Below are 25,745 nucleotides of genomic sequence, written 5' to 3' on the forward strand. Positions count from 1 at the left end.
GGAAAAGTCTCCGGGTCTGAGTTCCCCCTAGCTTCGGAATAGATCCAGTCGATCGCTACAGCCGCTCCAACAATCGCCGCATACCCTGCCCACTTGGGCAATGCAGCATCAGAAGGATCGGGAACCCCAATATCGATTGATATCCACCTTCCGACAACAGAAGTTGCGCTCTCCCCCCTCGGATCGCCCCACCTCCCTGGACTGCTCTGCACATACCCATTGCTGTGACCCCCGATAGTTCCTCCAGTTGATGCTAGAATCCGACCCAATGAGAGGACCGGACATGAAGCCATCGAAGTTCAACGAAGCCCAGATCATCGGCATCCTGAGAGAGGCCGAGGCGGGGGCGAAGACCGCTGATCTCTGCCGTCGGCACGGGATCAGCACCTCGACTTTTTACGCCTGGAAAGCGAAGTTTGGGGCATTGAGGTCTCGGACGCGAAGCGGTTGAAGGCGCTCGAGGAGTGAGCCCGTGAGCGCCACCGGTTCGAGAGAACGGGCGAACAACTCGAAGTTGAAGCGCCTGTTGGCAGATGCCCTGCTCGACCAGGCCGCGTTGAAGGATCTGCTCTCAAAAAAATGGTAACGCCCGCCGCCAGGCGCGAGGCCGTCGCGATCCTCGTGGAGGTCCACGAGATGAGCGAGGTTGGAGCGTGAGGCAAACAGTCCGGGGGACAGTTTGTAGCGAACAACGGCGTGTTCCGTTATCGGGGCGGACCGGACGTCGGTCCGCTACCGCAGTCGCCGACCCGACGACGCCGGGCTGCGCGAGCGCATGCGGGCGCTGGCCGGCGAACGACGTCGGTTCGGCTATCGGCGGCTGCATGTGCTGCTGAGACGAGAGGGACTGGTGATGAACCGCAAGAAGACCCAGCGGCTCTACCGCGAGGAGGGTTTGTCGGTGCGCAAGCGACGGGGGCGCAAGAAGGCAACCGGGACACGGGCGCCACTGCTGACCGTCGCGGTGCCGAAGGCGCGGTGGTCGGTCGATTTTGTGCATGATCAGTTTGCCAACGGCCGGCGTTTCATTCGCCATTGGGCTCGGACCAATGGCGCCACAATGGCTCATTCTTCAACGTGATCGACGATGTGACCAAGGAATGCCTGGCCGCCGTGGTGGACACCTCGATCTCGGGTCGTCGGGGGCGCGGGAGATCTCAGCGGTGATCGCGCGACGTGGCAAGCCGGGCTTGATCGTCAGCGATCACGGCACCGAGTTCACCTCGAACGCGATGCTGGCCTGGACCGAGGAGGCGGGCGTGTCCAGGCATTTCATCGCGCCCGGCCAGCCGATGCGAGACACGGGATCTGCGAGGCCTTCAACTCGAAGATGCGGGACGAGCTCTTGAACGAGACGCTGTTTCACGGGCTTGACCACGCCCGCGCCGTCGTCGCGGACTGGGTGGCGGACGACAACGCCGACCGACCGCACTCCGCCCTCGGTTACCAGCCCCCCGCCGCTTTCGCAGCCCAACTCACCGCAATGGGCGACCGGCTCCACGCAACGGAAACGTTCCGCCGCTCGCCCATTGCTCCCGCGGGGCAACCGCGCCAAACTCAACCGCGGACTCTGGCATCAGCTGGATGAATGTCGGGGGTCACAGCAGCGCCTTCTACGCTTCGCTGCCCCTTGGGAGCCGTCGCCGACCTGCAGCTATCGCTGATTTTTGCGTCTGCCGTGCTGCGCCTGCAGCGAATGGCGACTTCGCTTCCGATCCCGAAACGGCTATGGAACCGCATATCCAAACACATAGGGCGTTTGAGAACACAGGAGGTGTATTTGCTGCGGAGACTTGCCCTTACGGTGGAGCCGGTTGACCGCGAGACGCTCCCGTCGCTGTTTTCGCGCATGGCAATCCTGAATGGAACCGACGCCGTCAACTTCGCCCTCGATCTCGGTATCACCTTTCGGCGTATCCTGGAGCAGGACGAAGAGGCCGTCGCGATTTTTGCAGAACGCGCAGGATTGTCGTCCACGCAGCTCACCGAGCTGCTCTCCTGGACAGGTGAACGCATCGGAGACGTTCGGATGCGGTTTCGGAAGGAAGTCTTCGTCTCGCGGGCCCTACGAAACCCGATAGTCCGGGGCTGCCCACACTGCATGCGTGAGCAAGCAGCCGATCAGCCCCATCCGTTGCGGCACATTGCCTTGCGGGGGGACTGGCTCTGCAGAGGTGTTGATATTTGCCACCAGCACCGCCATCCGCTGGTTCCCTTGTGGTCTAGCTCGCGCCCCATCGAACGGGATAATATAGGAGCGAGATTGGCGGAAATCCTGCCAGACCTGCGAACAGGATCATTCGACTGCGTGCGCATTGATCCTACCGACTATGACCTTTGGCTCGATAAGCGTCTATCGCAGGGTATCGCTGCCGACGACACATGGCTGGCCTCACAGCCAGTGTTTCCGGCGATCACACTCTGTGAGTTCATTGGTGCAGCCTTGCTGCGCAAACAGGGCGAGGTTCCGGACGATCGGCGCGCCAAGGCCACGGGCTTTGCCTTCGTGTCGCAAGGCCCTGATGGGATCCGAGCGGCTCTGGACATCCTTATGCGATCACAGGACGGGGGCCACATCGTGACGCAGGGCGAATTGGGTCCGCTCTTTAATCACCTTAATAGCATCTACCTTGATGACGATGCCTTTGCGGTATTTCGCGGGATCCTTCGTGATTATTTTCTGGAAATATGGCCTTTGGCCCCAGGTGATGACCTTCTAGGGCAGGCCGTGACAGAGCGGCGTCTCCACTCTCTTACATCAGCATCCAAGGAAACCGGAATCGGCCCGGCTGTTCTTAATGATTTCTTGACAGAGGCGGGCGCGTTTGCGCCCAGTGACGCGCGTGCCGATGCTCGCAAGACCTTTGACGCGAAGGCCTGGCAGCACATTCTGGATGAAATCCCGACATTGGTCGGCCCAAGCGCGCTGCGACGGGCAATCGGCGCAACGCTAGCCGAATTGAAAGGGTTGAAGGCTGACGGTATCCTCGTCCCGAGAACCAACATCGCCACGATCAAATCGCCCTGGCGGATTGCGGATGGCCAAGCTCTTCTTGAGGAGTTGGAGGCCTATGCGCAGCCGGTTGCCGCAGAGGAGCCAGGGTGGGAGACGATCCAACTCGTTCACAAGCGGCTGGACCTTCCTGTCGGCGAGATCATTGCGGCCATTCGGACGGGTTCTCTGCACCTTGGTCAGCGTCCTGATGTGTCCGGGTACCACGGGCTTGTGGTGGAAATCACTGAAGTTGCAGCGTTCAAGGCGAAGTCCGCTCCGCAGCGCAAGCCGTCGACCAACAAGGCAGAGGTGACCGCAGCGGCCTTCGCCCGGTCGGCGGGGATTCGGGGGAAAGGTCAATTCCTGGCTCTGATCGAAGGTGGTCACACGTCTGCGATGCTGGTTGTGAATCCCACGACCCGGCGTCAGGAATGGCGCATGAGCCACGACCACATCTCTGCGTTTGAGGCGAGCTATACCACACCGACCCTTCTGTCCGCCGAAACCGGTGCGCATCGCAACACGATCCGGGCCGTTCTGCAGAGCGAGGGGATCCAACCGTTCCGACCGAACGGCCTGGATGTCGGACCGGTCTATCTTCGGAACGTTGTTGAGCCGGTTGTGACCCTCTTGAAAACTCAGGGAAAAAATGACCTCTAGACAAGGGTCATACTGAAACACCGTTTTATCTCAGTGCGCTGGAAGAAATCTTCAACATCGCATCCCAAGTCTCTTGACAGGGGTGTGCATGGAAAATCGCCATTTCGTGCAAGCTTATGGTGCATCGGCAGCGGAAAGATTGGCGACCCCACCAGGACTTGAACCCGGAACCTAGCGCTTAGAAGGCGCTTGCTCTATCCAGTTGAGCTATGGGGCCGCACGCCCCCCGTTTTGCGCGAAGCGGCGCGCGCGTGCAAGCCCGCTCGGGCTCAAAGCGCAATCGTCATGTAAACGCTCATCGGATCAAGCCGGTAGCCCTCGAAGGGCGGGCAGGTCTCGAAGCCCGCGGCAAGGTAGAGCCCACGCGCCGGGGCGAAGCTGTCCTGCGAACCGGTCTCTAGGCTGAGCCGCGAATACCCCGCCGCCCGCGCCTCGGTCACCAGATGGCCGAGCAGCATCCGCGCCAGCCCCCGCCCGCGCAGCTCATAGAGCACATGCATCGACTTGATCTCGGCATGGGCTGCGTCGATGCGCTTCAGCGCCCCCATGCCGATGGGCCGCCCCTCCTCGCGCATCACGTAAAACAGGATGCCCGGCGCGGCGAGCGCGTCGGCGGGCAGCATGTGGATCGACCCGGGCGGGGTGTCGGCGTGCATCGCCTCGGTATGGCGCGCGTGCAGCAGCGCCAGCTCCTCCTGCACCGGGTGTTCCAGCGTGATGGTGATCATGTCTCTCCTCCCCGCGGCGATCCGTCGCCTCTGCCACAGCCATTCTCGCCGCTTCGGCAGGCGAAGGGAAGACGGGCAATGCGCCGTCGCGTGCCGCGCCATTGCGCACCGGGCGAAGATCCGCGCGGCCGTAGCGTCACTCCCGGCCAGCCCCCTTGCCGCGGGCAGCCGACGGCGGCTAGCATCCCTCACCCGATCCCGCGCGGCGCATCGTCATTTCCGCCCCGCGCCCATCCCGGAGGATTCATGAAGCTTTCTGTCGCCATTTCCGCCCTCGCTCTTCTCGCCGCCGCCCCCGCAGGAATCGCGGCGACCGTCCCCGAGGGGACGAAACTTGCCGCCAACCAGAGCTATACCTTCTGGCTGCTCGACGCGATCAAGTCGATGGACCCGCAGATCAACACTGATGTCGAGGGGTCGGACATCCTGCGCAACCTCTTCGAGGGGCTCTACAACGAGGGACCAAAGGGCGAGCTGGTGCCGGGTGTGGCGACGGGGTTCGACCTTTCGGACGACAAGACAGTCTATACCTTCCACCTGCGCCCCGAGGCGAAATGGTCCGACGGCAAGCCGGTGACAGCGCAGGATTTCGTCTATGCCTGGCGCCGCCTCGCCGATCCGAAGACCGCCTCGGAATACGCCTGGTACATGGAGCTGATGCAGGTGAAGAACGCCGCGGCGATCACCGCGGGCGAGAAGCCGGTCGAGGAGCTGGGAGTGAAGGCGGTCGATGACCACACGCTCGAGGTGACGATCGAGACGCCGCTGCCCTATTTCCCGCAGATGCTGGTGCATGGCTCGACCTTCCCGGTGCGCGAGGATGTGATCGCGAAATACGGCCAGGACTGGACCAAGCCCGGCAATCTCGTCGGCAACGGCGCCTATGTGCTGAGCCAGCACCTGCTGGGCGAGCGCATCGAGATGGACAAGGCGCCGACCTACTGGGATGCCGAGCACACCGTGATGACCCATCTGACCGCGCTGACGATCAACGACAAGAATGCCGCGCTGACGCGCTATCTCGCGGGCGAGCTCGACCGGGTCGAGATCCCCGCCGGGCAATATCCGCGGCTGAAGAAGGAATATCCCGATCAGGCGATCTCCTCGCCCTATTCGTGCAGCTACACCTATCTGGTGAACCTGTCCGACAAGGGGCCCGAGGCGCTGAAGGACGTGCGGGTGCGCAAGGCGCTGTCCTATGCGATCAACCGTGACGTGATCGTCGACAACGTGCTGCAGGGCGGCCAGAAGCCCGCCTACAACTGGACCCACTGGGCGACCGCGGGCTTCAAGATGCCCGATATCGACTATGCGCACTGGACCCAGAAGGAGCGCACCGAGAAGGCGAAGGAACTGCTCGCAGAGGCGGGCTATGGCCCTGACCATCCGCTGAAGCTGACGCTGAACTACAACACCTCGGACGACCACAAGAAGATCGCGATCGCGGTGCAGCAGTTCTGGAAGCCGCTCGGCGTGGCGCTGACGCTCAACAACATGGAGTGGAAGGTGCACACCGACAAGATGCAGAACCAGGACTTCGACCTTGCGCGCTATGCCTGGTGCGGCGACTACAACGAGGCCTCGACCTATCTCGACTTCTTCACCTCCTACTCGGGCCACAACAACGGCAAGTTCCTGAACGCCGACTATGACCGGATCCTGAAGGAGTCGAAGACCGCGGCCGATCCGCAGCCGCTCTACACCGAGGCCGAGCAGATCCTGGCGGATCAGATGCCGCTCCTGCCGATCTATCACTATGCCAAGGTCGACATGGTGAAGGCCGACATCAAGGGCCTGCCGACCGAGAACGTGATGCAGACCTGGTACGGCAAGGACCTGTACCGCGTCGCCAAGTAAACCGCAGCCCGGGTGCGGGGCCCGTCCCCGCACCCAGCCACCGGACTTTCCGCATGATCGTCTACATCCTCAAGCGTCTGGCCATCGCGATCCCGACGCTCCTGCTGCTCATCGTCCTGTCCTTCCTGCTGATGCACGCGGCGCCGGGCGGCCCCTTCACCCAGGAGCGCGGCCTGCCGCCCGAGGTGCTGGCGAACCTGAACGCCAAATACGGGCTCGACCAGCCGCTGTGGCGGCAGATCACCTCCTATGTCTGGGGCATCGTCAGCGCCTTCGATTTCGGCCCCTCCTTCGTCTACAAGGACCGCTCGGTGAACGACATCATCGCGCAGGGATTCCCGGTGACGCTGACCTATGGTTTCCTGTCCTTCCTCGTCGCGGTTCTGGTGGGCGTCACGCTCGGCGCCATCGCCGCGGTGCGCCACAACACGGTGATCGACTATTTCGCCGTGGGCCTGTCGATCGGCGCGCAGGTACTGCCGAATTTCGTGATGGCGCCGATCCTCGTGCTGGTCTTCACCCTCGCCCTGCACTGGCTGCCGGGCGGCGGCTGGCGCTTCAACGACCCGCATTTCTGGGTGATGCCGGTGATCGCCCTCTCGACCTCCTACATGGCCTCGATCGCGCGGATCATGCGCTCGTCGATGCTCGAGGTGCTGACCTCGAACCACATCCGCACGGCGCGGGCGAAGGGCCTGTCGGGCCTGCGCATCGTGCTGCGCCACGCGCTGAAACCCGCCCTGCTGCCGGTGATCTCCTATCTCGGGCCCGCCTTCGTGGCGATGATCACCGGCTCGGTCATCGTCGACATCTATTTCTCGACCGGCGGCATCGGCAAGGCCTTCGTCGACAGCGCGCTGAACCGCGACTATGCGGTGATGATGGGGATCACCATCCTCGTCGGCGCCCTCACCATCCTCTTCAACCTCGTCGTCGACATCATCTACGGATGGATCGACCCGAAGATCCGGTATTGAGCCCATGGTCATCGACAGCCAGAAAATGCAGTCCCTCGCCGCCGCCACCGCGCGCGAGGACATCGCCGGCCGCTCGCTCTGGGCCGATGCGCGGCGCCGCTTCCTGCGCAACAAGGCGGCGCTCTTCGGCCTTCTGCTCCTTGTCTTCGTCGTGTTCTTCGCGCTCTTCGGCAACAGCCTCGCGCGCTGGAGCAATGACGAGATCGACTTTGCCGTGATGGGACAGGCGGCCGAGCTGGGCGGTCCCTCTCTCGAGACCGGCCATTACTTCGGCACCGACGACCTTGGCCGCGACCTTTTTGCGCGCACCGTTCAGGGCACGCAGATCAGCCTCGCCGTCGGCATCATCGGCTCGGCGATCGCGGTCGTCGTCGGCACGCTCTGGGGGGCGACCGCAGGCTATTTCGGCGGCCGCATCGACAACCTGATGATGCGCACCGTCGATATCCTGCTGGCCATCCCCTACATGTTCGTGCTGATCCTGCTGCTGGTGATGTATGGCCGCTCGATCACCATGCTCTTCGCCGGCGTCGGGCTGATCTCCTGGCTCGAGATGAGCCGGATCGTGCGCGGCCAGACCCTGTCGCTGAAGAACCGCGACTATATCGAGGCGGCGCGGGCGATCGGCGTGCCGGCGCGCACCATCATCCGCCGCCACATCCTGCCCAATCTGATCGGCGTCGTCACCGTCTTCGCCACGCTTCTGGTGCCGAACATGATCCTGACCGAAAGCTTCATCTCCTTCCTCGGCCTTGGCGTGCAGGAACCGATGACCTCGCTCGGCGCGCTGATCTCCGAGGGCTCGGGCACCATCGCCTATGGCACGCTGTGGCAGCTCGCCTTCCCGCTTCTCTTCTTCGTCACCACCCTCTTCGGCTTCTTCTTCGTCGGCGACGGGCTGCGCGACGCGCTCGACCCGAAGGATCGCTGACATGGCGCTGCTCGATGTGAACGCCCTCTCCGTCCGGTTCGACACGCCCGAGGGGACGGTGCATGCGGTCAACGAGGTCTCCTTCTCGATGGAGCGCGGCGAGACGCTGGGCATCGTCGGCGAATCCGGGTCCGGCAAGAGCCAGCTCAGCTTCGCGATCATGGGGCTTCTGGCGAAGAACGGCCGCGCCACCGGCTCGGTCCGCTTCGAGGGCGAGGAGATCCTGAACCTGCCCGAGCGCGCGCTGAACAAGCTGCGCGCCGACCGCATCGCGATGGTGTTCCAGGACCCGATGACCTCGCTCAACCCCTATATGCGGATCGCCGACCAGATGGCCGAGGTGCTGGAGCTGCACCGTGGCCTCGACCATCGCACCGCGGTGGCCGAGGCGGTGCAGATGCTCGACGCGGTGCGCATCCCCGACGCGCGCAACCGGGTGCGGCTCTACCCGCACGAGTTCTCGGGCGGCATGCGGCAGCGGGTGATGATCGCGATGTCGCTCCTGTGCCATCCCGACCTGCTGATCGCCGACGAGCCGACCACCGCGCTCGACGTCACCGTGCAGGCCCAGATCATGGCGCTTCTGGCCGATCTGCAGCGCGATTTCGGCATGGCGACGATCCTCATCACCCATGACCTCGGTGTCGTCGCCGGGTTTTGCGAACGCGCGATCGTGCTCTATGGCGGGCGGATTATGGAGGAGGCGCCGGTCGATCCGCTGTTCGCCGAACCGACGCATCCCTACAGCCGGGGCCTTCTGGACGCGATCCCGCGGCTCGATGCGACCGGCGGCGCGCTGCACGCGATCCCCGGCAACCCGCCGAACATGACCGGCGCGCCCGTGGGATGCCCCTTCGCGCCGCGCTGCACGCTGGCCGACGATCTGTGCCGCACGGCGATGCCGCCGCTCGTCCCCTTCGCCCCCGGCCGCGCCCGTGCCTGCCACCGCCCGATCCTCGAGGTGACCCGATGACCCGCCCCCTGCTCGAGGCCCGCGACGTCCGGGTCAGCTTCGAGATCCGCCACCCTTCCGATCTGCCCTGGACGCCGCCCGCGCTGCTGCACGCGGTGAACGGCATCTCCTTCCGCCTCGAGCGCGGCCAGACCCTCGGCATCGTCGGCGAGTCGGGCTGCGGCAAGTCGACCCTCGCGCGCGCGCTGATCCGGATGTTACCGGCGACCGGCTCGGTGATCTGGGAGGACGGCACCGACCTCTTCACCCTCTCGCCGCGGCAGATGCTGCGCTACCGCGCCGAGATGCAGGTGATCTTCCAGGACCCGCTCGCCTCGCTTGATCCGCGGATGACGGTGGGCGAGATCATCGCCGAGCCGCTGCGCACCCACCGGCCGCGGATGGGCGCGACCGAGCGGCGCGAGAAGGTCCGTGCGGTGATGGAGCGGGTGGGCCTTTTGCCCAATCAGATCAACCGCTATCCGCATGAATTCTCGGGCGGGCAGTGCCAGCGCATCGGCATCGCCCGCGCGCTGGTGGTCGAGCCGAAGCTGCTGATCTGCGACGAGCCGGTCTCGGCGCTCGACGTCTCGATCCAGGCGCAGGTGATCGGCCTGCTCGAGGAGCTGCGTCGTGACCTCGGTCTGACGATCCTGTTCATCGCCCATGACCTGAGCGTGGTGAAGCATCTGTCGGACGAGGTGATGGTGCTCTACCTCGGGCGGATGATGGAAAAGGCGCCGTCTTCGGCGCTCTTCTCCGACCCGCGCCACCCCTACACGCAGGCGTTGCTCTCCGCCGTGCCGATCCCCGACCCGCAGATCGAGAGGACGAAACGGGTGATCGCGCTGGACGGCGAACTGCCCAGCCCGATGCACCCGCCCTCGGGCTGCGTCTTCCGCACCCGCTGTCCGCGCGCGACGGGGCTCTGCGCCAGCCCCCCGCCCGAGGAATGCACCTCCGACGCGCGCCATCACACCCTGTGCCATTTCCCGGGCCCCGCCGCCGAGCTGATCGGCTGAGGCCGCGGCCATCGGGGCCGGTCGGGCCACCTGCCTCAGTCGGTGAAAAGCTCGACCCCGTTGCCGGCTGCGACCGGCGGCGGGCATTGGATCACCATCGCTTCGCCCAGAAGTCGCTGCCGCACCCGTCCGGTCATCGGCCAGAACTCGATCCGCCGGGCCTGGGTGCCGCCCAGGCTGCGGCTGACGCAGGCGATGCCCTCGCGATCGAGGAAATCGAGCACGAAATCGACGTTCTTCTGCCCGATGTCCGAGAGCCCCGCGATCATCCGCGCCCCGCCGAAGACCTTCGCGCGCAGATTCGGCCGATGCGCGCCGCGCTTGATCAGCGCGTTGATGAGCAGTTCCATCGCGTTGACGCCGAAGCTTGCGGCCTGGATCGCGTCGCCGCGCCCCTCGGGCAGCAGGAAGTGGTTCATCCCGCCGATCCGCGCATCCTCGTCGAACAGGCAGGTAGCGATGCAGGAGCCGAGGATGGTCGAGATCGGCCGCTCGTCCGCGCCGACGACGAACTCGCCTTGCGAGATGTAGATCGGGCGGGCCGGCATTTCCACGGGCGGCATTCTCCCTAGGCCAGGCGTCGGTCGGGCGCGCGACACAGATCGAGGATCGCAGCCGACATCTCGGGCAATGCCACCGCCCGTTCCGCCGCCCCGATCTCGAGCGCTGCGCGCGGCATGCCGAAGACGACCGAGCTGTCCTCATCCTGCGCGAGGCAGCGCGCCCCCCCCTGCCGCAACGCCAGCATCCCCGCCGCCCCGTCGCGGCCCATGCCGGTCAGCAGCACCGCGACGGTCCGCTCGGCGACCGGCACCGCCGAACGAAAGAGCACGTCGACCGAGGGGCGATAGCCGCCGACCTTCTCGCCGCGCCGCAGCCGGCAGCGCGGCGGCAGGCCCGGCGCAAGTTCGAGATGCGTCTCGCCGCCCGGTGCCAGCGCCACCATGCCCTGCACCAGCGGCTCGCCCTCGCGCGCCAGCGCCATGCGCGGCGCGATCCGCCCGGCCAGCCGCTTTGCGAAACTCGCCAGGAAACTCTCGGGCATGTGCTGGGTGATGAGCGTCGGCGGACAGTTTTCCGGATAGCCCGCCAGCAGGGTCTCGAGCGCATCGACGCCGCCGGTCGAGGAGCCGATCAGCACGAGGCGGCCGTTCCAGTCAAACCCCGTCGCCGGGCTCACCTGCCGCCTCGGGCCCGGCTGGCGCAACCGCGCCCCGGCAGCGGCGACGAGCAGGTCTGCCAGGTCGCCGAAGGCCGCGGCAAAGCGCCCGCTCACCGGCTTGCCGATGCACTCGACCGCGCCGAGTGCCAGCGCCTCGAGCGCTGCGCGCGACCCCTTCTGCGTCTCGCTCGAGACCATCACCACCGGCAGCGGGCGCAGCCGCATCAGCTTTTCGAGGAAGGCGAGGCCATCCATCCGCGGCATCTCGACATCAAGCGTGAGCACATCGGGCTGCAGCGCCTTGATCAGCTCGCGGGCCTCATAGGGGTCGGCGGCGTCGCCCACGACCTCGAGCCGCGGATCGGGCCGCAGCACCGCCCGGATCAGGCCGCGGATCGTGGGCGAGTCGTCCACGATCAGCACCCGTTTCGGCAGCCGGGCCATGCCCGGCGCGCCGCGCGTCTGGCGCTGCTCAGAAATCTTCCCAGTCCTCCTCCTCGACCGCGACGGCCGCCTGAGCCGTCGCCGCGGCGGCGCGCGCCACCGAGGCCTTGTGCCGCGCAAGGTCGATCGGTTGCGCCGCAGCGGGGGCGGGCTTTGCCGCGCTGCCCGCGGTGCGGAACTGCGCGGTGGTGACGGTCAGCGCCTGCGCCCCGCGGGTCAGCGCGTGGCTCGCGGCGGTGGTCTGCTCGAACATCGCGGCATTGTGCTGCGTCACCTGATCGAGCTGGTTCATCGCGGTGTTGATCTCCGCGAGCCCCGCCGACTGTTCCTGCGCCGAGGCGGCGATCTCGGACACCCGCGCGGCGATGTCATTCACCGAGCCGAGAATCCGCTGCAAGGCGCTGCCGGTCTCGCCCACCAGATCGACACCGCGCCGGACGTGGTTCGACGAGGCGGTGATCAGCGTGTCGATCTCGCGGGCGGCTTCCGAGGAGCGCTGCGCCAGCGCCCGCACCTCGGAGGCGACAACCGCAAAGCCGCGCCCCGCCTCGCCCGCCCGCGCCGCCTCGACGCCTGCGTTCAGCGCCAGCAGGTTGGTCTGGAAGGCGATGTCGTCGATCACCCCGATGATGCGCGAGATCTTGCGCGAGGATTCCTCGATCTCGCCCATCGCCGCCACCGCCTGTTGCACGATCTGGCCCGAGCTCTCCGCGCTTTCGCGGGCCTGGACGACGACCATGTTCGCCTCGCCCACCCCCGCCGCGGCCGAGCTGACCGAGGAAGTCAGCTGATCGAGTGCCGCCGCCGTCTCCTCGAGCGTCGCGGCCTGGCGTTCGGTGCGGCTGCTCAGGTCCTCGGCGGCATTGGAGATCTCGCGCGCCTCGCCGTCGATCTCGGCGGCATTGTCGATCACCACCTGCACCGCCTGCGACAGCGTCGTCACCGCGCGGTTGAAATCCTGCCGCAGCTGCTCGTATTCGGGCGGGAATTCCGCGTCGAGCAGGCTGCACAGATCACCGGTCGCCAGCCGCTGCAACGCCACACGCAGCCCCTCGACCACCTGCTTCTGCCCGGCCTGCATCGCCTCGTTGCGCTCGTGCTCAAGCTGCAACTCCGCCTGGGCTTCGGTCACGTCATTCGCGATCAGAACGATCTTCAGCAGCCGGTCGTTGCGGTCAGGCACCGGGGTGACGCTGCCCTCGGCCAGAAGGCTGCGCCCGCCGGGGGCCGTGAGCCGGAACCGCCCGACGATCGGCTCGTGCTTTTCAAGCCGCGGCCAGAACCCTTCGAGCCCATCGACCCCCTCGAGCACCGCCTCGTGCGGCAGACCGAGCAGCGCCTCCGCCTCGACGCCGAGCGCCGTCACAAGGTTCCGGTTGACCCGGCTCAGCTCACCGCTCGGCGCGAATTCGAAGATCAGCTGGTAATCGTCGATCGCCGCGAGCAGCGCGCGGTTCATCCGCAGCTCGGTGACATCGCGCCACTCGACGACATAGCCGATACGCCCCTTTTCGGGCTGCGTGATCTCGGTGATGTCGAGACCGAAGCGCCCTTCGCCGACGACGATCTCGGCACGATAGGGCAGGTTCGCCGAGTCACTCAGGATGGCGCGGGCATGGGTGGGGTTGCGGTGGAACATGTCCATCGACTTGCCGACCAGCGCCTCGGCGTCGATCTCGGGGGTCACCTGGCGGAAGTCCTCGATCCGGGAGCGGATCATCTTCACCACCGCCTCATTGACGTAGCGGATGTTGAACTCCGCATCCACCATCATCATCGCCGCCGAAGAGGCGCGGAAGGCTGTGCCCTGTGCCGCCGCCACGCGCCGTGCGACCTCGGCCTCGGCCAGGTCGTCGCGCAGCGCGGTCAGCGCCCGGGCGATATCGCCGATCTCATCACCGCGCTCGCCGTCGCGGACCTCGGCGTCATAGACGCCTTCCGAGATCGTGCCGATCGTGCCGGTGAGCCGGCCGAGCGGTTTCGAGACCGAGCGCGCCATCCAGGCCGACAGCCCGCCCAGCAGCACCAGCAGCAAGGCACCGTTCAGCGTCAGCCGCCGGGCCAGCGCACGGGCGGGCTCGAACAGCTCCTGCGTGCTCTGTTCGACCACGGCGGCATAGGCCTTGCCGAAAAGCGTGAAGGGCGCGAAGACCGCCATCACCTCGGCGCCGTCGACGCCGGCCTCGATCACATGCCCGCTCTCGCCCGCCAGCGCCCGTCGCACCGCCGAGGTCTGCAGATCCGGCGCGCCGGCGGCCGGGGTGCGGCGCAGTGCGCTTTCAAGCGTCTGGCCGGCGCCGACGACATAGCCCTGCCCGCTCTCCCCCAGGGCGCGCGGATCGGCCATCACCGCCGAGAGCGGATCGGCCGAAGCCTCGAACACCAGAACGCCGAGCAGCAGCCCCTCGGAACTGCGCAGCGGCCGGGCGAGGAAAACCACCCCCGGCGTGCCGGGATGCCCCGGGTCACGCAGGAATCCGGACGCCACCGGCGCCTCTCCCGTCGTCTGCTGTGCCGCCTCGACGATCTGCGCCAGCGGACCGCCGCGGGCCGGTCCCTCGCGCAGGTTGGTGGCAAAATCATCTTGCTTGCCCAGCGAGTAGATCACATTGCCGGTGACACTGACGAGATAGATGTCAACCAGGTGCTTCTGCTCGGCCAGCGCCACGAACCCGGGATGATAGCGCCGGTGCAAGATCGTGTAATCGTTCACTTCGCCCGGATAGTCGAGCTTGTAGCGCTCGGCCGGCGGGTTCGGGTTCGCGTCGATGAAGGCCTTGCGCAGATCGTCCTGCGGCGTCTCGCCGAGCCGGTCCCAGGCCGCACTGAACTCGCGCAGCGAGCGAGCGGTGCCGGCATTGCTGGCCGTTGCATGCAGGTCCGACGTCAGCCCGGCGGCCCAAGCCTCGAGCGTGCCGACCCGCGTGTCAAGGCTCTGCTGCAGCCTGTCGGTGCCTTCGCTGGTCAGGATCTTGCGCGCCACCCCATAGGAGGACACGCCCATGATGGCGAGCGCCACCACCGAGATCGCCACCAGCATCAGCGGCAGCCGAATACCAAGTTTGATGCCCTTCAGAACCTTCATGCCTTCGCCTCCGAGGGCGCGCGCAGCCTTGCACACGCCGATCACCATTTCGCGGACTCCGCGCGAGCGACGATGGAGGGAACTGCTGAAGATTCCTTTAAGCTCGATGCCTTGGCGTCAAATTGTCAGCGCCGCGCACAACAGGCCGAAGCGGCGGGAAAATTCCGAACGGCCAAGCCCGTCCTGCGCCACCCGCCCGGGCGCGCGTGCCGCCAGGTCGAGCACCGCCGGGGCCTGCCAGCCGGGCAGCATGGCGCGGCGCACCGGTGCGGGGGCGCGGCGCAAATCGGCGCGCGCCGCGGCAAGCTCGGCCAGCGCCACTCTGGCAAGGCCCGAGATCGCCTCGGGCGCCTCGTCGGGCAGTGGCGCGCGACCGCGGGCAACCAGCTCGGGCACGGCACGGAACCAGGCCGCAAGCCCCGCCGCCGCGCCGAAACGCGCCAGCGCTGCCTGCGCCGCCGCATCGGCCCCGAGAACCAGCCCCGCCGCACGAAACAGGGTGCCCGAGGTCTCCGCCAGATAGGTCGAAAGCTCCGCCGCATCGGCAAAGGGCTCGTTCCAGCAATCGCGGCGCCGCGCCTCGGCCAGCGCCAGCAGATGCGGAGCCGCCGCACGCAGCGGCACCAGCGCCGCGCCGATCTCATGGCGTGGTTCATGGCCCTGCTCGGCCAGCGCCTCGAGCGCATCGACCCACCATTGCAGCCGCATCTCGGCCACCATCGGCTCGGCCGAGGCCCAGGGCGCGCGGGCGATCTCGAGGTTCGCCGCGTAAAGCGGCCAGAGCCGCGCGCGTTCCTCCGCCGGCACCGCCATCGTCGCCGCGAACCGGTCGGGATCGCCCGCCTCGACCCGCGCCGCGGCGGCGGCCACGCTTTGCCCGAGATCGCTCATGCCGGCTGCACCCCCTCGCGCGCAAGCTTCCAGGTGATCGCGTCGAGCAGCGCCTCGAAGGAGGCGTCGACGATGTTCGGGCTGACCCCCACCGTCGACCAGCGCAGCCCCTTGCTGTCCTCGCTGTCGATGATGACGCGGGTCACCGCCTCGGTGCCGCCATGGGTGATGCGGACCTTGAAGTCGACCAGCTTCATGTCCTCGATATGGCACTGATAGGGGCCGAGGTCCTTCGCCAGCGCCTTCGAGAGCGCGTTGACCGGGCCGCCGTCGGAGCCGTCGGCGACGATCCCCTCGGACACGCTCAGCCGCCGCTCACCGCCGATGTTGACGACGACCACCGCCTCGGACAGGTGCCCCATCCGGCCACGCGCATCGCGCCGGCGCTCGACCGTCACGCGATAGCGCTCAACCGAGAAGAACTCGGGCAGCAGGCCGAGTTCGCGCCGCGCCAGCAGCTCGAACGAGGCCTGCGCGCCGTCATAGGCATAGCCGCGGTCCTCGCGCTCCTTGATCTCGTCGAGGATCGCGCCAAGGCGGGCATCCTTCGGATCGACCTCGATCCCCATCGAGGCGAGGCGTGCGCGCAGGTTCGACTGCCCGGCCTGGTTCGACATCGGGATCAGCCGCGCATTGCCGACGAGTGCCGGGTCGATATGTTCGTAGGTGGTCGGGTCCTTGAGGATCGCCGAGGCATGCAGCCCCGCCTTGTGGGTGAAGGCCGAGGCGCCGACATAGGGTGCCGAGCGCAGCGGCACCCGGTTCAGGATGTCGTCGAGCTTGCGCGAGAGCTTGGTCAGCCCGGCCAGCGCCGCATCGGTGATCCCGGTCTCGAGCTGCGAGCGGAACGGCTCCTTCAGCAGCAGCGTCGGAATGAGCGAGGTGAGGTTCGCGTTGCCGCAGCGCTCGCCCAGACCGTTGAGCGTGCCCTGCACCTGCCGCACGCCTGCGAGCACCGCAGCAAGCGAACCCGCCACCGCCTGCCCGGTGTCGTCGTGGCAATGGATGCCGAGCCGGTCGCCCGGGATCCCCGCCGCGATCACCGCGGTGACGATCGTGCCGATCTCCTGCGGCAGGGTGCCGCCATTGGTGTCGCACAGCACGATCCAGCGCGCCCCAGCGTCCTTTGCCGCGCGCAGGCATTCAAGGGCATAGGCCGGGTTCGCCTTATAGCCGTCGAAGAAATGCTCGGCGTCGAACAGCGCCTCCCGCCCCGAGGCCACCACATGTTCGACCGAGGCGCGGATGTTCGAGATGTTCTCGTCCAGCGCCAGGCCAAGCGCGGTGGTGACGTGATAGTCATGCGTCTTGCCGACCAGACAGACGGCGGGCGTCGCCGCATTCATCACCGCCGCCAGCACCTCGTCATTCGCCGCAGACCGGCCCGAACGCTTGGTCATGCCGAAGGCGGTGAAGGTCGCGCGCGTCTCGGGCCGTTCGGCGAAGAACTCGCTGTCGGTCGGGTTCGCCCCGGGCCAGCCGCCCTCGATATAGTCGATGCCGATCGCGTCGAGCGCCCGCGCGATGGCGATCTTCTCGGAGACCGCGAACTGCACGCCGGCGGTCTGCTGACCGTCGCGCAAGGTGGTGTCGTAAAGATACAGTCGCTCGCGACCCATGGCTGGCTCCTCCCGCCTCTTCAATTCCGCCGATGCCCGCGCCCGCTCAGAGCGGCGGCAGCTTCGCTGCGTCGAACCCCGCCCCCGGCAAGAGCTCGACCCCTGCCTTCGACATCCGCACCTCGACGCCTGCGGCGACAAGGGCCGCCTTCATCGCGTCGACCGGGGCGAAATCCTTCGAGACCATCGCCGCCGCGCGCAGATCGGACAGCCGCGCCGTATGGGCAGTGAGATCCACCTGCGGCGCAGCGGCCCAGGCCCCCATGGCGGGCTCGAGCAGACCCATCAGCTGCGCCGAGGAGAGAAGCCGCGCCGGATCGGAAGCCAGCGCATGCAGCTCGGCAATCGCGCCCGCGGTGTTCAGGTCATCGGCAAGCGCCGCGATCACCTCGGGCGCGGCGCTCGGCGCGGGCTCGATGCCCGCGGTGAGCGCACGCCACTTGCGCAGCGTCGCCTCGGCCTGTGCCGCCTTCTCGGCGGTCCAGTCCATCGGCTTGGTGTAATGCGTCTGCAGGAAGACGAAGCGGATCACCTCGCCCGGGATGCCCTTGTCGAGCAGGTCACGCACGGTGAAGAAGTTGCCGAGCGACTTCGACATCTTCTTGCCCTCGACCTGCAGCATCTCGTTGTGCAACCAGTAGCGGGCGAACTGCCCCTCGGGATGGGCGCAGCAGCTCTGCGCGATCTCGTTCTCGTGGTGCGGGAATTGCAGGTCGATGCCGCCCGCATGGATGTCGAAGCTCGCGCCCAAGAGTTCATAGGACATCGCCGAGCATTCGATATGCCAGCCCGGCCGGCCACGGCCCCAGGGGCTGTCCCAGCCCGGCAGATCGGCGTCCGACGGCTTCCACAGCACGAAGTCCATCGGGTCTTCCTTGAACGGCGCCACCTCGACCCGGGCGCCGGCGATCATGTCGTCGACCGAGCGACCCGAGAGCGCGCCATAATTGGTATAGCTGCGCACCCGGAACAGCACATGCCCGTCCTTGGCATAGGCGTGCCCGCTCTCGATCAGCCCGGCGATCATCGCGATCATCGCGCCGATGAAATCGGTCGCGCGCGGCTCGAGCGTCGGACGCAGCGCACCAAGCGCGTCCATGTCGGCGTGATACCAGGCGATGGTCTCCTCGGTGCGGGCGCGGATCAGCTCCTCGAGCGTGCCCAGGGCCCCCGCTTCCTTGCGCGCGCGCGCCGTCGCGTTGATCTTGTCATCGACGTCGGTGAAGTTGCGCACGTATGTCACATGCGCCGCGCCATAGACCAGCCGCAGCAGGCGGAACAGCACGTCGAACACGACGACCGGCCGGGCATTGCCCAGATGCGCCCGGTCATAGACGGTCGGGCCGCACAGATACATGCGCACGTTCTGCGGATCGAGCGGGACGAAAACCTCCTTGGTGCGGGTCTTCGTGTTGTGCAGGCGGATCTCGGTCATAAGTCCTCGCAGGCTTTCCCGGCGCGGGCTTAGCAGGTTCATCGATCTGTGGAAATGCGAAGAACGGCCCGCGTGACGGATGTCAGCGGCAAATAATGATGCAGATGAGGGGGGCACGGTTCTTCATGCGCCGTTTCTAGCGCGCCGCCGCGCCGCTGTGAAGCCCCTTCGGGATCTGGACATTGCTCCCGGCCTCGGTCACGCTGCCAGCAACGACCATAACCAGTGCGATCTTTTCGATGACGATCCGTCCCGCCGATGTGCCCGTCCCCGCCGAGGGGCAAAGCTATGCCCACTGTCTCGAACTGGTCGAGGCGCACAAGGGCTTCCTGCGCGACTATACCCACCACAGCCTCTGCTATCTGCCGGGCGAAGGCGCAGCGGCGAAGCACCTTGTCGTCACCCTCGGCAACCTCGCCTCCTATCACGAAAAGGGCGAGCGGCTTCCCTGGGCCTACGGGCTGATCGCGAAACAAGGCTGGTCGATCCTCGGCGTGATGAACAAGCGCGGCGACTGGTTCCGCGAGCCCGAGATCCTCGCCGTGCTGGCCGAGTTGCGCGACAGCGGCTTTTACGATGAGTTCACCCGGATCTCGACCTATGGCAGCTCGATGGGCGGCTATGGCGCGCTCGCGCTGGCGCCCTATTTCCCGCGCGCCCATGCCGTGGCCTTCGCCCCGCAATCCACGCTGAACCGTCGCGCCGCGCCCTTCGACAAGCGCTATCGCTATGGCCGGGGCCTGGGCGACTGGACCGCGCCCGAGGCCGATGCCGCACGCGGGGCGAAGGCGCTCGAGGGCGGGTATATCTTCTATGACCCCTTCATTCCCGAGGACAAGGCGCATGTCGCCCGCATCCGCGCGCCGCAGCTGATGAAGATGAAGCTGCGCCACTGCGGCCATGCGATGCCGCCGGTGCTGATGCGGATGGAGCTCCTGAAACCCCTCGCTCTCGCCGCGCTGCGCCGCGAGCTGACCGAGGAAAGCCTCGCGCAGATGCTGCGGGTGCGGCGCGACTCGGTGCGCTATGTCGACCTGCTGCTCGAGAATGCCCGCGCGCGGGGCCACCTCACCCTTGGGCTGCGCGCCGCGAACGAAGCTCTGTCGCGTCTCGACAACTGGAAATTGCGCAAGCAGCGCAAGGCCTTGCTGGACGCCCTTCAGAAAGGGAATGAAGCCGTCTGAGGCTCAGGCCGCAGCCTGCCACAGCGCCGGGGCGAAAGGTTCGATCTGCACCGACTTGCCCTCGAAGGTGCAAAACGACCCGGGCGGGATCTCCTGCCAGTCGCCCTCGTCATCCTCGAGCGGCTCGGAGACCACGGCGCGGCCGCGGCGGGTTTCCGACCAGCGGTGATAGAGCGTCGGCGCCGCCTCGTCGCTGGCATAGCGCACCGCATAAAGCCGCACCCCATCGGACAGCGCCGCCGTCAGCCGCAGGAAGGGCGCATGGCCGCGCTCGCGCGCATGCGCCTCGAACCGCGCGGCCGCCCGTTCGAGCGCGCATTTCGGATCGGCCTCCAGCCCCTCGCCGAGCGCCACCAGAAACAGCGCCTCGCTGTCGGTCGCGCCCTTGCGCTGCGGATAGAGGGAATCGGGGATCATCATCTCGGCGTCGCGGCGGAAGGCGTCGAAGCCGCCGATCTGGCCGTTGTGCATGAAGCTCCAATGGCCGACGACGAAGGGATGGCAGTTGTTGCGCGAGGTCGCGGTGCCGGTGGAGGCGCGGACATGGGCGAGGAACAGCCCGGATTTCACCGTCGCGGTGAGCGAGCGCAGGTTCGGGTCCGACCAGGCCGGCATCACGTCGCGGTAAAGGCCGGGCTCGGGCTTCTCGCCATACCAGGCGACACCGAATCCGTCGGCGTTGATCGCCGTGTGGCAGCGCGTCGCGCAATGGCTTTGATGGATCAGCGAATGCCCCGGCCGGCTGACGATGTCCTCAAGGAAGGTCGGCTGTCCGATATAGGCGGCCCAACGGCACATTCTGGCTCTCACACGGCGCGAAACGCGCCGCCCTCACTCATGCTGCATTGCGGCAATGTAACACGGCGATGACGGCGCGCAAAGTCACTCGATCGCTTCGACGATCACCAGATCGCGCTCGGCCGCGCCCTTGGCATGGGCAAGCGCCGCCTGATACTCGGGGCCGCGATAGCAGGCCTCGGCGGCCTCGAGGCTCGGGAACCAGGCGACGACATTGCGCGCCCGCTCCTTGCCCTCGAGCTGCACATAGCGTGCGCCGCGGGCCAGGAACTTGCCGCCCGCCTTGGCGATCGCCGGCCCCGCGGCCTCGGCATATCTGCCATAGGCCGCGGGGTTGGTGACGGTCACATGCGCGATCCAGTAGGCGCCGGGCATCAGACCGCCCCCGCCAGAACCGCCCGCGCGGCCGAGACCGCCTCAGCGGCCTTCGACGGATCGGCCCCGCCCGCCTGCGCCATGTCGGGACGGCCACCGCCGCCCTTGCCGCCAAGCGCCGCCGCCGCCGCCTTGACCAGATCGACGGCCGAGACGGTGCCGGTCTTGTCGGCGGTGACGCCCGCCGCGACCGCAGCCTTGCCGCCGGTGTCCGCGACGACCAGAACCGCGCCCGAACCGACCTTGTCCTTCAGTGCATCGACCAGCGCCGGCAGGTCCTTGCCCGAGACGCCGGTGACGATCTGGGCGAGGAACTTGACCCCGCCGATGTCCTCGGCCTCGGGGCCACCCGACGCACCGCCGCCCATGGCGAGCTCGCGACGCAGCTGCGCCACTTCGTTCGCCAGGTGCTTGCGTTCCTCGGCCAGCGCATGGACGCGCTCGACCAGATCCGCGGTCGAGGTCTTCAGCGTCGCTGCCGCCTCGGCCGCCAGCGCCGCCTGGCCCTTGAGATAGTCGAGCGCCACCTGCCCGGTCAGCGCCTCGACCCGGCGCACGCCGGCCGAGGACGCGCTGTCGCCCAGCACGACAAAGGCGCCGATGTCGCCGGTGCGCGCCACATGGGTGCCGCCGCAGAGCTCGAGCGAATAGGTCTTGCCGGCCGGGCCCTTGCCCGAGCCAAGCAGCTCGCCCATCGACACGACGCGGACCTCGTCGCCGTATTTCTCGCCGAACAGCGCCTGCGCACCAAGGCTGCGGGCGTCATCCGGGGTCATGATCCGGGTCTCGACCGGGGCATTCTGGCGGATGAAGGCATTCACCTCGGCCTCGACCGTCGCGATCTCCTCGGCGCTCATCGCCTTTGAGTGGCTGAAGTCGAAGCGCAGCCGGTCCTCGGCGTTGAGCGAGCCCTTCTGCGCGACATGCGCGCCCAGCGTGCGGCGCAGCGCCTCGTTCAGCAGGTGGGTGGCCGAGTGGTTCGCCCGGATCGCGCCGCGGCGCTTGTGGTCGACCTCGAGCCGCGCGCCCTGCCCGACCGAGATCTCGCCCATCGTCACCTCGGCGATGTGCAGGAACACCCCCGCGACCTTGCGGGTGTCGGTCACATGGGCCTCGCCGGTCTCGGTGCGGATGATGCCGGCATCGCCGACCTGACCGCCCGATTCCGCATAGAACGGCGTCTGGTTGACGACGATCTGCACCGTGCGCTTGGCCGATTTCACTTCGGCCCCGTCCTGCACCAGCGCAAGGATCTGGCCCTCCGCCTTCTCGGTGTCATAGCCGAGGAATTCGGTCACGCCCTTCTCTTCGGCGATCTCGAACCAGATCTTGGCATCCTTGGTCTCGCCCGAGCCGGCCCAGGCGGCACGCGCCTTCGCCTTCTGCTCGGCCATCGCGGCGTCGAAACCATTGGTGTCGACGGTCATGCCCTTTTCGCGCAGCGCATCCTGCGTGAGGTCCAGAGGGAAGCCGTAGGTGTCATAAAGCTTGAAGGCCGCATCGCCCGGCAGCACGCCGCCCTCGGGCAGGGTCGAGACCTCGTCGTCAAGCAGCTTCAGGCCGCGGTCGAGCGTGGTGCGGAACTTCGTTTCCTCGAGCTTCAGCGTCTCCTCGATCAGCGCCTGTGCGCGCACGAGTTCGGGATAGGCCTCGCCCATCTGCCGCACCAGCGCCGGCACCAGACGGTGCATCACCGGATCCTTCGCGCCCAGCATGTGGGCATGACGCGCGGCGCGGCGCAGGATGCGGCGCAGCACGTAGCCGCGGCCGTCGTTCGAGGGCATCACGCCGTCGGCGATCAGGAAGGAGGTCGAGCGCAGGTGGTCGGCGATCACCCGGTGATGCACCTTGCCGGGGCCGTCGGGGTCCTGGCTCGTCACGTTCGCCGAGGCCTCGATCAGCGCACGCATCAGGTCGGTGTCATAGTTGTCGTGCTTGCCCTGCAGCAGCGCACCGATGCGTTCGAGCCCCATGCCGGTGTCGATCGACTGCATGTCGAGAGTGCGCATCGAGCCATCCTCGAACTGCTCGTTTTGCATGAACACGAGGTTCCAGATCTCGATGAAACGGTCGCCGTCCTCGTCCTTCGAGCCGGGCGGGCCACCCCAGATGTGATCGCCGTGATCGAAGAAGATCTCGGTGCAGGGGCCGCAAGGGCCGGTCGGCCCCATCTGCCAGAAGTTGTCCTTCGTGGCGATGCGGATGATGCGCTCGTCGGGCAGGCCCGCGACCTTCTTCCAGATCTCGGCCGCCTCGTCATCGGTGTGATAGACGGTGACGAGCAGCTTGTCCTTCGGGATGCCGAAGTCCTTGGTCAGCAGCTCCCACGCAAAGGGGATTGCGCCGGTCTTGAAATAATCGCCGAAGGAGAAGTTCCCCAGCATCTCGAAGAAGGTGTGGTGGCGCGCGGTGTAGCCGACGTTGTCGAGGTCGTTGTGCTTGCCGCCGGCGCGCACGCATTTCTGCGCGGTGGTGGCGCGGACGTAATCGCGCTTCTCGACGCCGGTGAAGCAGTTCTTGAACTGCACCATGCCGGAGTTGGTGAACATCAGCGTCGGGTCGTTGCGCGGCACGAGCGGCGAGCTTTCGACGACGCGGTGGCCGTTGCGTTCGAAGAAGTTGAGGAACGTCGATCGGATATCGTTCAGGCTGGGCATATCTCTGGCCTTCCGGGGCAATTTGCTCCCCGTTTAGCCTTCGCGCCCGCCCCTGTCCAGAAAGCAAAAGGCCGGGCGACTGCCCGGCCTCGTCACAAGGGGCTCGCCCCGCTCTCACTCCTCGGTGAGAGGCTCGTCGTCGGTGCTGGTGCTGAAGTCGAGCCCGTGGCTTGCGCGGATCTTATCCTCGATCTCATAGGCCATGTCGGGGTGGTCACGCAGGAACTGCTTGGCGTTCTCGCGGCCCTGACCGATGCGCTCGTCGCCGTAACTGTACCAGGAGCCCGACTTCTCGACCACGCTCGCCTTGACGCCAAGATCAATCAGCTCACCGACCTTCGAGATGCCTTCGCCATACATGATGTCGAACTCGACCTGACGGAAGGGCGGCGCGACCTTGTTCTTCACCACCTTCACGCGGGTCGAGTTGCCCACCACCTCGTCGCGATCCTTGATCGAACCGATGCGGCGGATGTCGAGACGGACCGAGGCATAGAATTTCAGCGCGTTGCCGCCCGAAGTGGTCTCGGGGCTGCCGAACATCACGCCGATCTTCATGCGGATCTGGTTGATGAAGATCACCATGCAGTTCGAGCGCCCGATCGAGGCGGTCAGCTTGCGCATCGCCTGGCTCATCAGCCGGGCCTGCGCGCCGACGGTCGCGTCGCCCATGTCGCCCTCGATCTCGGCCTTCGGCGTCAGCGCCGCAACCGAGTCGACCACCACCATGCTGACCGCCCCCGAGCGCACCAGCGTGTCGACGATCTCGAGCGCCTGCTCGCCGGTGTCGGGCTGCGAGATCAGCAGCTCGTCGAGGTTCACCCCGAGCTTGCGTGCATAGAGCGGATCGAGCGCATGTTCCGCGTCGACGAAGGCGCACACGCCGCCCTTCTTCTGCTCCTCGGCGATGCAATGCAGCGTCAGCGTGGTCTTGCCCGAGCTTTCCGGCCCGTAGATCTCGATGATCCGCCCCTTCGGCAGACCGCCGATGCCGAGCGCGATATCGAGCCCGAGCGAGCCGGTCGAGGTCGCCTCGATCTCGGTGGCGGGATTGTCGCCGCCGAGTTTCATGATCGCACCCTTGCCGAACTGCCGTTCGATCTGTGCCAGCGCCGATTCGAGCGCCTTCTGCTTGTCCGCACTGCGTTTGTCGTTCATCTCGAAAAGGCCCGCCGTTGACATCGATCGCATCCTTATCCCACAGTGCGCCGACCGCGGCAATCACGGGGCCGTCCGCCATTCGTTCTCAGTTCGTTCTTATTCTTATGAGCACAATACGAGAACATTGCAACAGGTTATTGCCGGATGCGGACCGCAAAAGATTGCGTCACGCCCCTGTCCCGGGGCAGGAACGAGGCAAGACAACGAGGGCAGGATGCTCATCTTCTGGGATCAACGACTGGTCTTTCTGGCAACGCCCAAAGCCGGCTCGAGCGCGGTCGAAGCCGCGCTGGAACCGCTCGCCTCCGTGGCGATGAAGCGGCCTGATCCGCTCAAGCATATGTCCGCGCAGGATTATCTTTCCAATCTCGCGCCCTATCTCGAGGCCGCAAGCGGCGAGCGCTTCACCACCGTCGCACTGATGCGCGAGCCGGTGGGCTGGCTGATGTCGTGGTATCGCTTCCGCCAGCGCGATGCTTTCGACGGCGAGGAGGCCGCGATCCGCCGGCACAGTTTCGAAACCTTCGCCCGCGCCTATGTCGACCCAGCCGATCCGCTGCATGCCGAAATCGGCCGGCAATCCGACGTGCTGGCCGATGCCGAGGGCAAGCCGCTTGTCGACCGGATCTTCCGCTACGAGGCTATCGACCGCTTCGTGCATTTCCTCGAGGACCGGCTCGACTGCGCGATCACCCTGCCCCGGGTCAACGTGCCGCCCGCCGCCGACGTCAAGCTGACGCGCGAGAGCGAGGCGAAGCTGCGCGAGGCGATGGCCGCCGATGTCACCCTTTACGGCCAGCTCGGCTGAGACC

General features: G+C 66.7%; 19 protein-coding genes, 1 tRNA gene and 1 pseudogene. 9 read left to right on the forward strand and 12 right to left on the reverse strand.

Features of this window, described 5'->3' with window-relative positions:
* The first annotated feature begins 283 nt into the window (after positions 1-283).
* Positions 284-1,588: pseudogene (locus EOW65_RS17115) on the forward strand (IS3 family transposase).
* A gap of 108 nt (positions 1,589-1,696) precedes the next feature.
* On the forward strand, positions 1,697-3,655 hold the full coding sequence (locus EOW65_RS17120; RefSeq protein ID WP_276319611.1) for a TniQ family protein: 1,959 nt from the start codon (positions 1,697-1,699) through the stop codon (positions 3,653-3,655).
* A 140-nt stretch (positions 3,656-3,795) separates the two neighbouring features.
* Here the strand turns inward: EOW65_RS17120 and EOW65_RS17125 are convergent.
* Both EOW65_RS17125 and EOW65_RS17130 read right to left on the reverse strand, forming a co-directional pair.
* A tRNA-Arg gene (locus EOW65_RS17125) sits at positions 3,796-3,872 on the reverse strand.
* Positions 3,873-3,924: 52 nt separating this feature from the next.
* The gene (locus EOW65_RS17130) at positions 3,925-4,383 is read right to left on the reverse strand and encodes a GNAT family N-acetyltransferase (protein ID WP_128151522.1); all 459 of its coding nucleotides are present in this window, start codon (positions 4,381-4,383) and stop codon (positions 3,925-3,927) included.
* 246 nt (positions 4,384-4,629) lie between these two features.
* On the opposite strand from EOW65_RS17130, the gene EOW65_RS17135 reads away from it, so the two are divergent.
* The 5 genes from EOW65_RS17135 to EOW65_RS17155 are packed head-to-tail and all read left to right on the forward strand — an operon-like array spanning position 4,630 to position 10,122.
* Positions 4,630-6,240, forward strand: a complete 1,611-nt coding sequence (locus tag EOW65_RS17135) for a peptide ABC transporter substrate-binding protein (RefSeq protein ID WP_128151524.1) — start codon at positions 4,630-4,632, stop codon at positions 6,238-6,240.
* Positions 6,241-6,293: 53 nt separating this feature from the next.
* Positions 6,294-7,217, forward strand: coding sequence for an oligopeptide ABC transporter permease OppB (gene oppB / locus EOW65_RS17140; protein WP_128151526.1), 924 nt, complete (start codon positions 6,294-6,296; stop codon positions 7,215-7,217).
* 25 nt (positions 7,218-7,242) lie between these two features.
* A complete protein-coding gene (locus EOW65_RS17145) occupies positions 7,243-8,148 on the forward strand; it encodes an ABC transporter permease subunit (protein WP_240664766.1) in 906 nt (301 codons plus the stop codon).
* Position 8,149: 1 nt separating this feature from the next.
* Positions 8,150-9,121 carry an oligopeptide/dipeptide ABC transporter ATP-binding protein gene (locus EOW65_RS17150; protein ID WP_128151530.1) on the forward strand — a complete coding sequence of 324 codons (972 nt, stop codon included), beginning with the start codon at positions 8,150-8,152 and terminating at the stop codon, positions 9,119-9,121.
* The gene (locus EOW65_RS17155; RefSeq protein WP_128151532.1) at positions 9,118-10,122 is read left to right on the forward strand and encodes an ABC transporter ATP-binding protein; all 1,005 of its coding nucleotides are present in this window, start codon (positions 9,118-9,120) and stop codon (positions 10,120-10,122) included. The genes EOW65_RS17150 and EOW65_RS17155 overlap by 4 nt, the downstream gene beginning before the upstream one ends.
* Before the next feature lie 35 nt (positions 10,123-10,157).
* Here EOW65_RS17155 and EOW65_RS17160 read toward each other — a convergent pair whose 3' ends face one another.
* The 6 genes from EOW65_RS17160 to cysS all read right to left on the reverse strand — a co-directional run bounded on the left by EOW65_RS17160 (position 10,158) and on the right by cysS (position 18,758).
* On the reverse strand, positions 10,158-10,670 hold the full coding sequence (locus tag EOW65_RS17160; protein WP_128151601.1) for a chemotaxis protein CheD: 513 nt from the start codon (positions 10,668-10,670) through the stop codon (positions 10,158-10,160).
* A gap of 20 nt (positions 10,671-10,690) precedes the next feature.
* On the reverse strand, positions 10,691-11,728 hold the full coding sequence (gene cheB / locus EOW65_RS17165) for a chemotaxis-specific protein-glutamate methyltransferase CheB (protein ID WP_128151534.1): 1,038 nt from the start codon (positions 11,726-11,728) through the stop codon (positions 10,691-10,693).
* 28 nt (positions 11,729-11,756) lie between these two features.
* On the reverse strand, positions 11,757-14,813 hold the full coding sequence (locus EOW65_RS17170) for a methyl-accepting chemotaxis protein (protein WP_164880144.1): 3,057 nt from the start codon (positions 14,811-14,813) through the stop codon (positions 11,757-11,759).
* 117 nt (positions 14,814-14,930) lie between these two features.
* Positions 14,931-15,704 carry a squalene/phytoene synthase family protein gene (locus EOW65_RS17175; protein ID WP_128151538.1) on the reverse strand — a complete coding sequence of 258 codons (774 nt, stop codon included), beginning with the start codon at positions 15,702-15,704 and terminating at the stop codon, positions 14,931-14,933.
* Positions 15,701-17,323, reverse strand: a complete 1,623-nt coding sequence (gene cimA / locus EOW65_RS17180) for a citramalate synthase (protein ID WP_128151540.1) — start codon at positions 17,321-17,323, stop codon at positions 15,701-15,703. The genes EOW65_RS17175 and cimA overlap by 4 nt, the downstream gene beginning before the upstream one ends.
* 46 nt (positions 17,324-17,369) lie before the next feature.
* Positions 17,370-18,758 (reverse strand): cysteine--tRNA ligase, encoded by a 1,389-nt coding sequence (cysS, locus tag EOW65_RS17185; RefSeq protein WP_128151542.1) that lies wholly within the window; start codon positions 18,756-18,758, stop codon positions 17,370-17,372.
* Between the two features lie 239 nt (positions 18,759-18,997).
* On the opposite strand from cysS, the gene EOW65_RS17190 reads away from it, so the two are divergent.
* Complete coding sequence (locus EOW65_RS17190) at positions 18,998-19,942, forward strand: alpha/beta hydrolase family protein (protein ID WP_128151544.1); 945 nt, start codon at positions 18,998-19,000, stop codon at positions 19,940-19,942.
* A gap of 3 nt (positions 19,943-19,945) precedes the next feature.
* Here the strand turns inward: EOW65_RS17190 and EOW65_RS17195 are convergent, their stop codons facing one another.
* The 4 genes from EOW65_RS17195 to recA all read right to left on the reverse strand — a co-directional run bounded on the left by EOW65_RS17195 (position 19,946) and on the right by recA (position 24,954).
* Positions 19,946-20,740 (reverse strand): class II glutamine amidotransferase, encoded by a 795-nt coding sequence (locus EOW65_RS17195; RefSeq protein WP_128151546.1) that lies wholly within the window; start codon positions 20,738-20,740, stop codon positions 19,946-19,948.
* An 84-nt stretch (positions 20,741-20,824) separates the two neighbouring features.
* Entirely contained in the window at positions 20,825-21,115 is a 291-nt protein-coding gene (locus EOW65_RS17200) for a DUF1330 domain-containing protein (RefSeq protein WP_128151548.1), read from the reverse strand.
* Positions 21,115-23,772: an alanine--tRNA ligase gene (gene alaS, locus EOW65_RS17205; protein WP_128151550.1), complete on the reverse strand. Its 2,658-nt coding sequence runs from the start codon at positions 23,770-23,772 to the stop codon at positions 21,115-21,117. The genes EOW65_RS17200 and alaS overlap by 1 nt, the downstream gene beginning before the upstream one ends.
* A gap of 114 nt (positions 23,773-23,886) precedes the next feature.
* The gene (gene recA, locus EOW65_RS17210) at positions 23,887-24,954 is read right to left on the reverse strand and encodes a recombinase RecA (protein ID WP_128151552.1); all 1,068 of its coding nucleotides are present in this window, start codon (positions 24,952-24,954) and stop codon (positions 23,887-23,889) included.
* 193 nt (positions 24,955-25,147) lie between these two features.
* Between recA and EOW65_RS17215 the strand changes: the two genes are divergently transcribed.
* The gene (locus tag EOW65_RS17215) at positions 25,148-25,741 is read left to right on the forward strand and encodes a hypothetical protein (protein WP_113901445.1); all 594 of its coding nucleotides are present in this window, start codon (positions 25,148-25,150) and stop codon (positions 25,739-25,741) included.
* The last annotated feature ends 4 nt before the right edge of the window (positions 25,742-25,745 follow it).

Origin of the sequence: Paenirhodobacter ferrireducens (assembly GCF_004022265.1) — a bacterium.
In the GTDB taxonomy this organism is placed as follows: domain Bacteria; phylum Pseudomonadota; class Alphaproteobacteria; order Rhodobacterales; family Rhodobacteraceae; genus Rhodobacter; species Rhodobacter ferrireducens.

Bases quoted from the DNA above. Each gene is read 5' to 3' on its own strand.
- EOW65_RS17120 (WP_276319611.1), top strand. From the start codon at position 1,697: ATGGCGACTTCGCTTCCGATCCCGAAACGGCTATGGAACCGCATATCC.
- EOW65_RS17130 (WP_128151522.1), bottom strand. From the start codon at position 4,383: ATGATCACCATCACGCTGGAACACCCGGTGCAGGAGGAGCTGGCGCTG.
- EOW65_RS17135 (WP_128151524.1), top strand. From the start codon at position 4,630: ATGAAGCTTTCTGTCGCCATTTCCGCCCTCGCTCTTCTCGCCGCCGCC.
- oppB (WP_128151526.1), top strand. From the start codon at position 6,294: ATGATCGTCTACATCCTCAAGCGTCTGGCCATCGCGATCCCGACGCTC.
- EOW65_RS17145 (WP_240664766.1), top strand. From the start codon at position 7,243: ATGCAGTCCCTCGCCGCCGCCACCGCGCGCGAGGACATCGCCGGCCGC.
- EOW65_RS17150 (WP_128151530.1), top strand. From the start codon at position 8,150: ATGGCGCTGCTCGATGTGAACGCCCTCTCCGTCCGGTTCGACACGCCC.
- EOW65_RS17155 (WP_128151532.1), top strand. From the start codon at position 9,118: ATGACCCGCCCCCTGCTCGAGGCCCGCGACGTCCGGGTCAGCTTCGAG.
- EOW65_RS17160 (WP_128151601.1), bottom strand. From the start codon at position 10,670: ATGCCGGCCCGCCCGATCTACATCTCGCAAGGCGAGTTCGTCGTCGGC.
- cheB (WP_128151534.1), bottom strand. From the start codon at position 11,728: ATGGCCCGGCTGCCGAAACGGGTGCTGATCGTGGACGACTCGCCCACG.
- EOW65_RS17170 (WP_164880144.1), bottom strand. From the start codon at position 14,813: ATGAAGGTTCTGAAGGGCATCAAACTTGGTATTCGGCTGCCGCTGATG.
- EOW65_RS17175 (WP_128151538.1), bottom strand. From the start codon at position 15,704: ATGAGCGATCTCGGGCAAAGCGTGGCCGCCGCCGCGGCGCGGGTCGAG.
- cimA (WP_128151540.1), bottom strand. From the start codon at position 17,323: ATGGGTCGCGAGCGACTGTATCTTTACGACACCACCTTGCGCGACGGT.
- cysS (WP_128151542.1), bottom strand. From the start codon at position 18,758: ATGACCGAGATCCGCCTGCACAACACGAAGACCCGCACCAAGGAGGTT.
- EOW65_RS17190 (WP_128151544.1), top strand. From the start codon at position 18,998: ATGACGATCCGTCCCGCCGATGTGCCCGTCCCCGCCGAGGGGCAAAGC.
- EOW65_RS17195 (WP_128151546.1), bottom strand. From the start codon at position 20,740: ATGTGCCGTTGGGCCGCCTATATCGGACAGCCGACCTTCCTTGAGGAC.
- EOW65_RS17200 (WP_128151548.1), bottom strand. From the start codon at position 21,115: ATGCCCGGCGCCTACTGGATCGCGCATGTGACCGTCACCAACCCCGCG.
- alaS (WP_128151550.1), bottom strand. From the start codon at position 23,772: ATGCCCAGCCTGAACGATATCCGATCGACGTTCCTCAACTTCTTCGAA.
- recA (WP_128151552.1), bottom strand. From the start codon at position 24,954: ATGTCAACGGCGGGCCTTTTCGAGATGAACGACAAACGCAGTGCGGAC.
- EOW65_RS17215 (WP_113901445.1), top strand. From the start codon at position 25,148: ATGCTCATCTTCTGGGATCAACGACTGGTCTTTCTGGCAACGCCCAAA.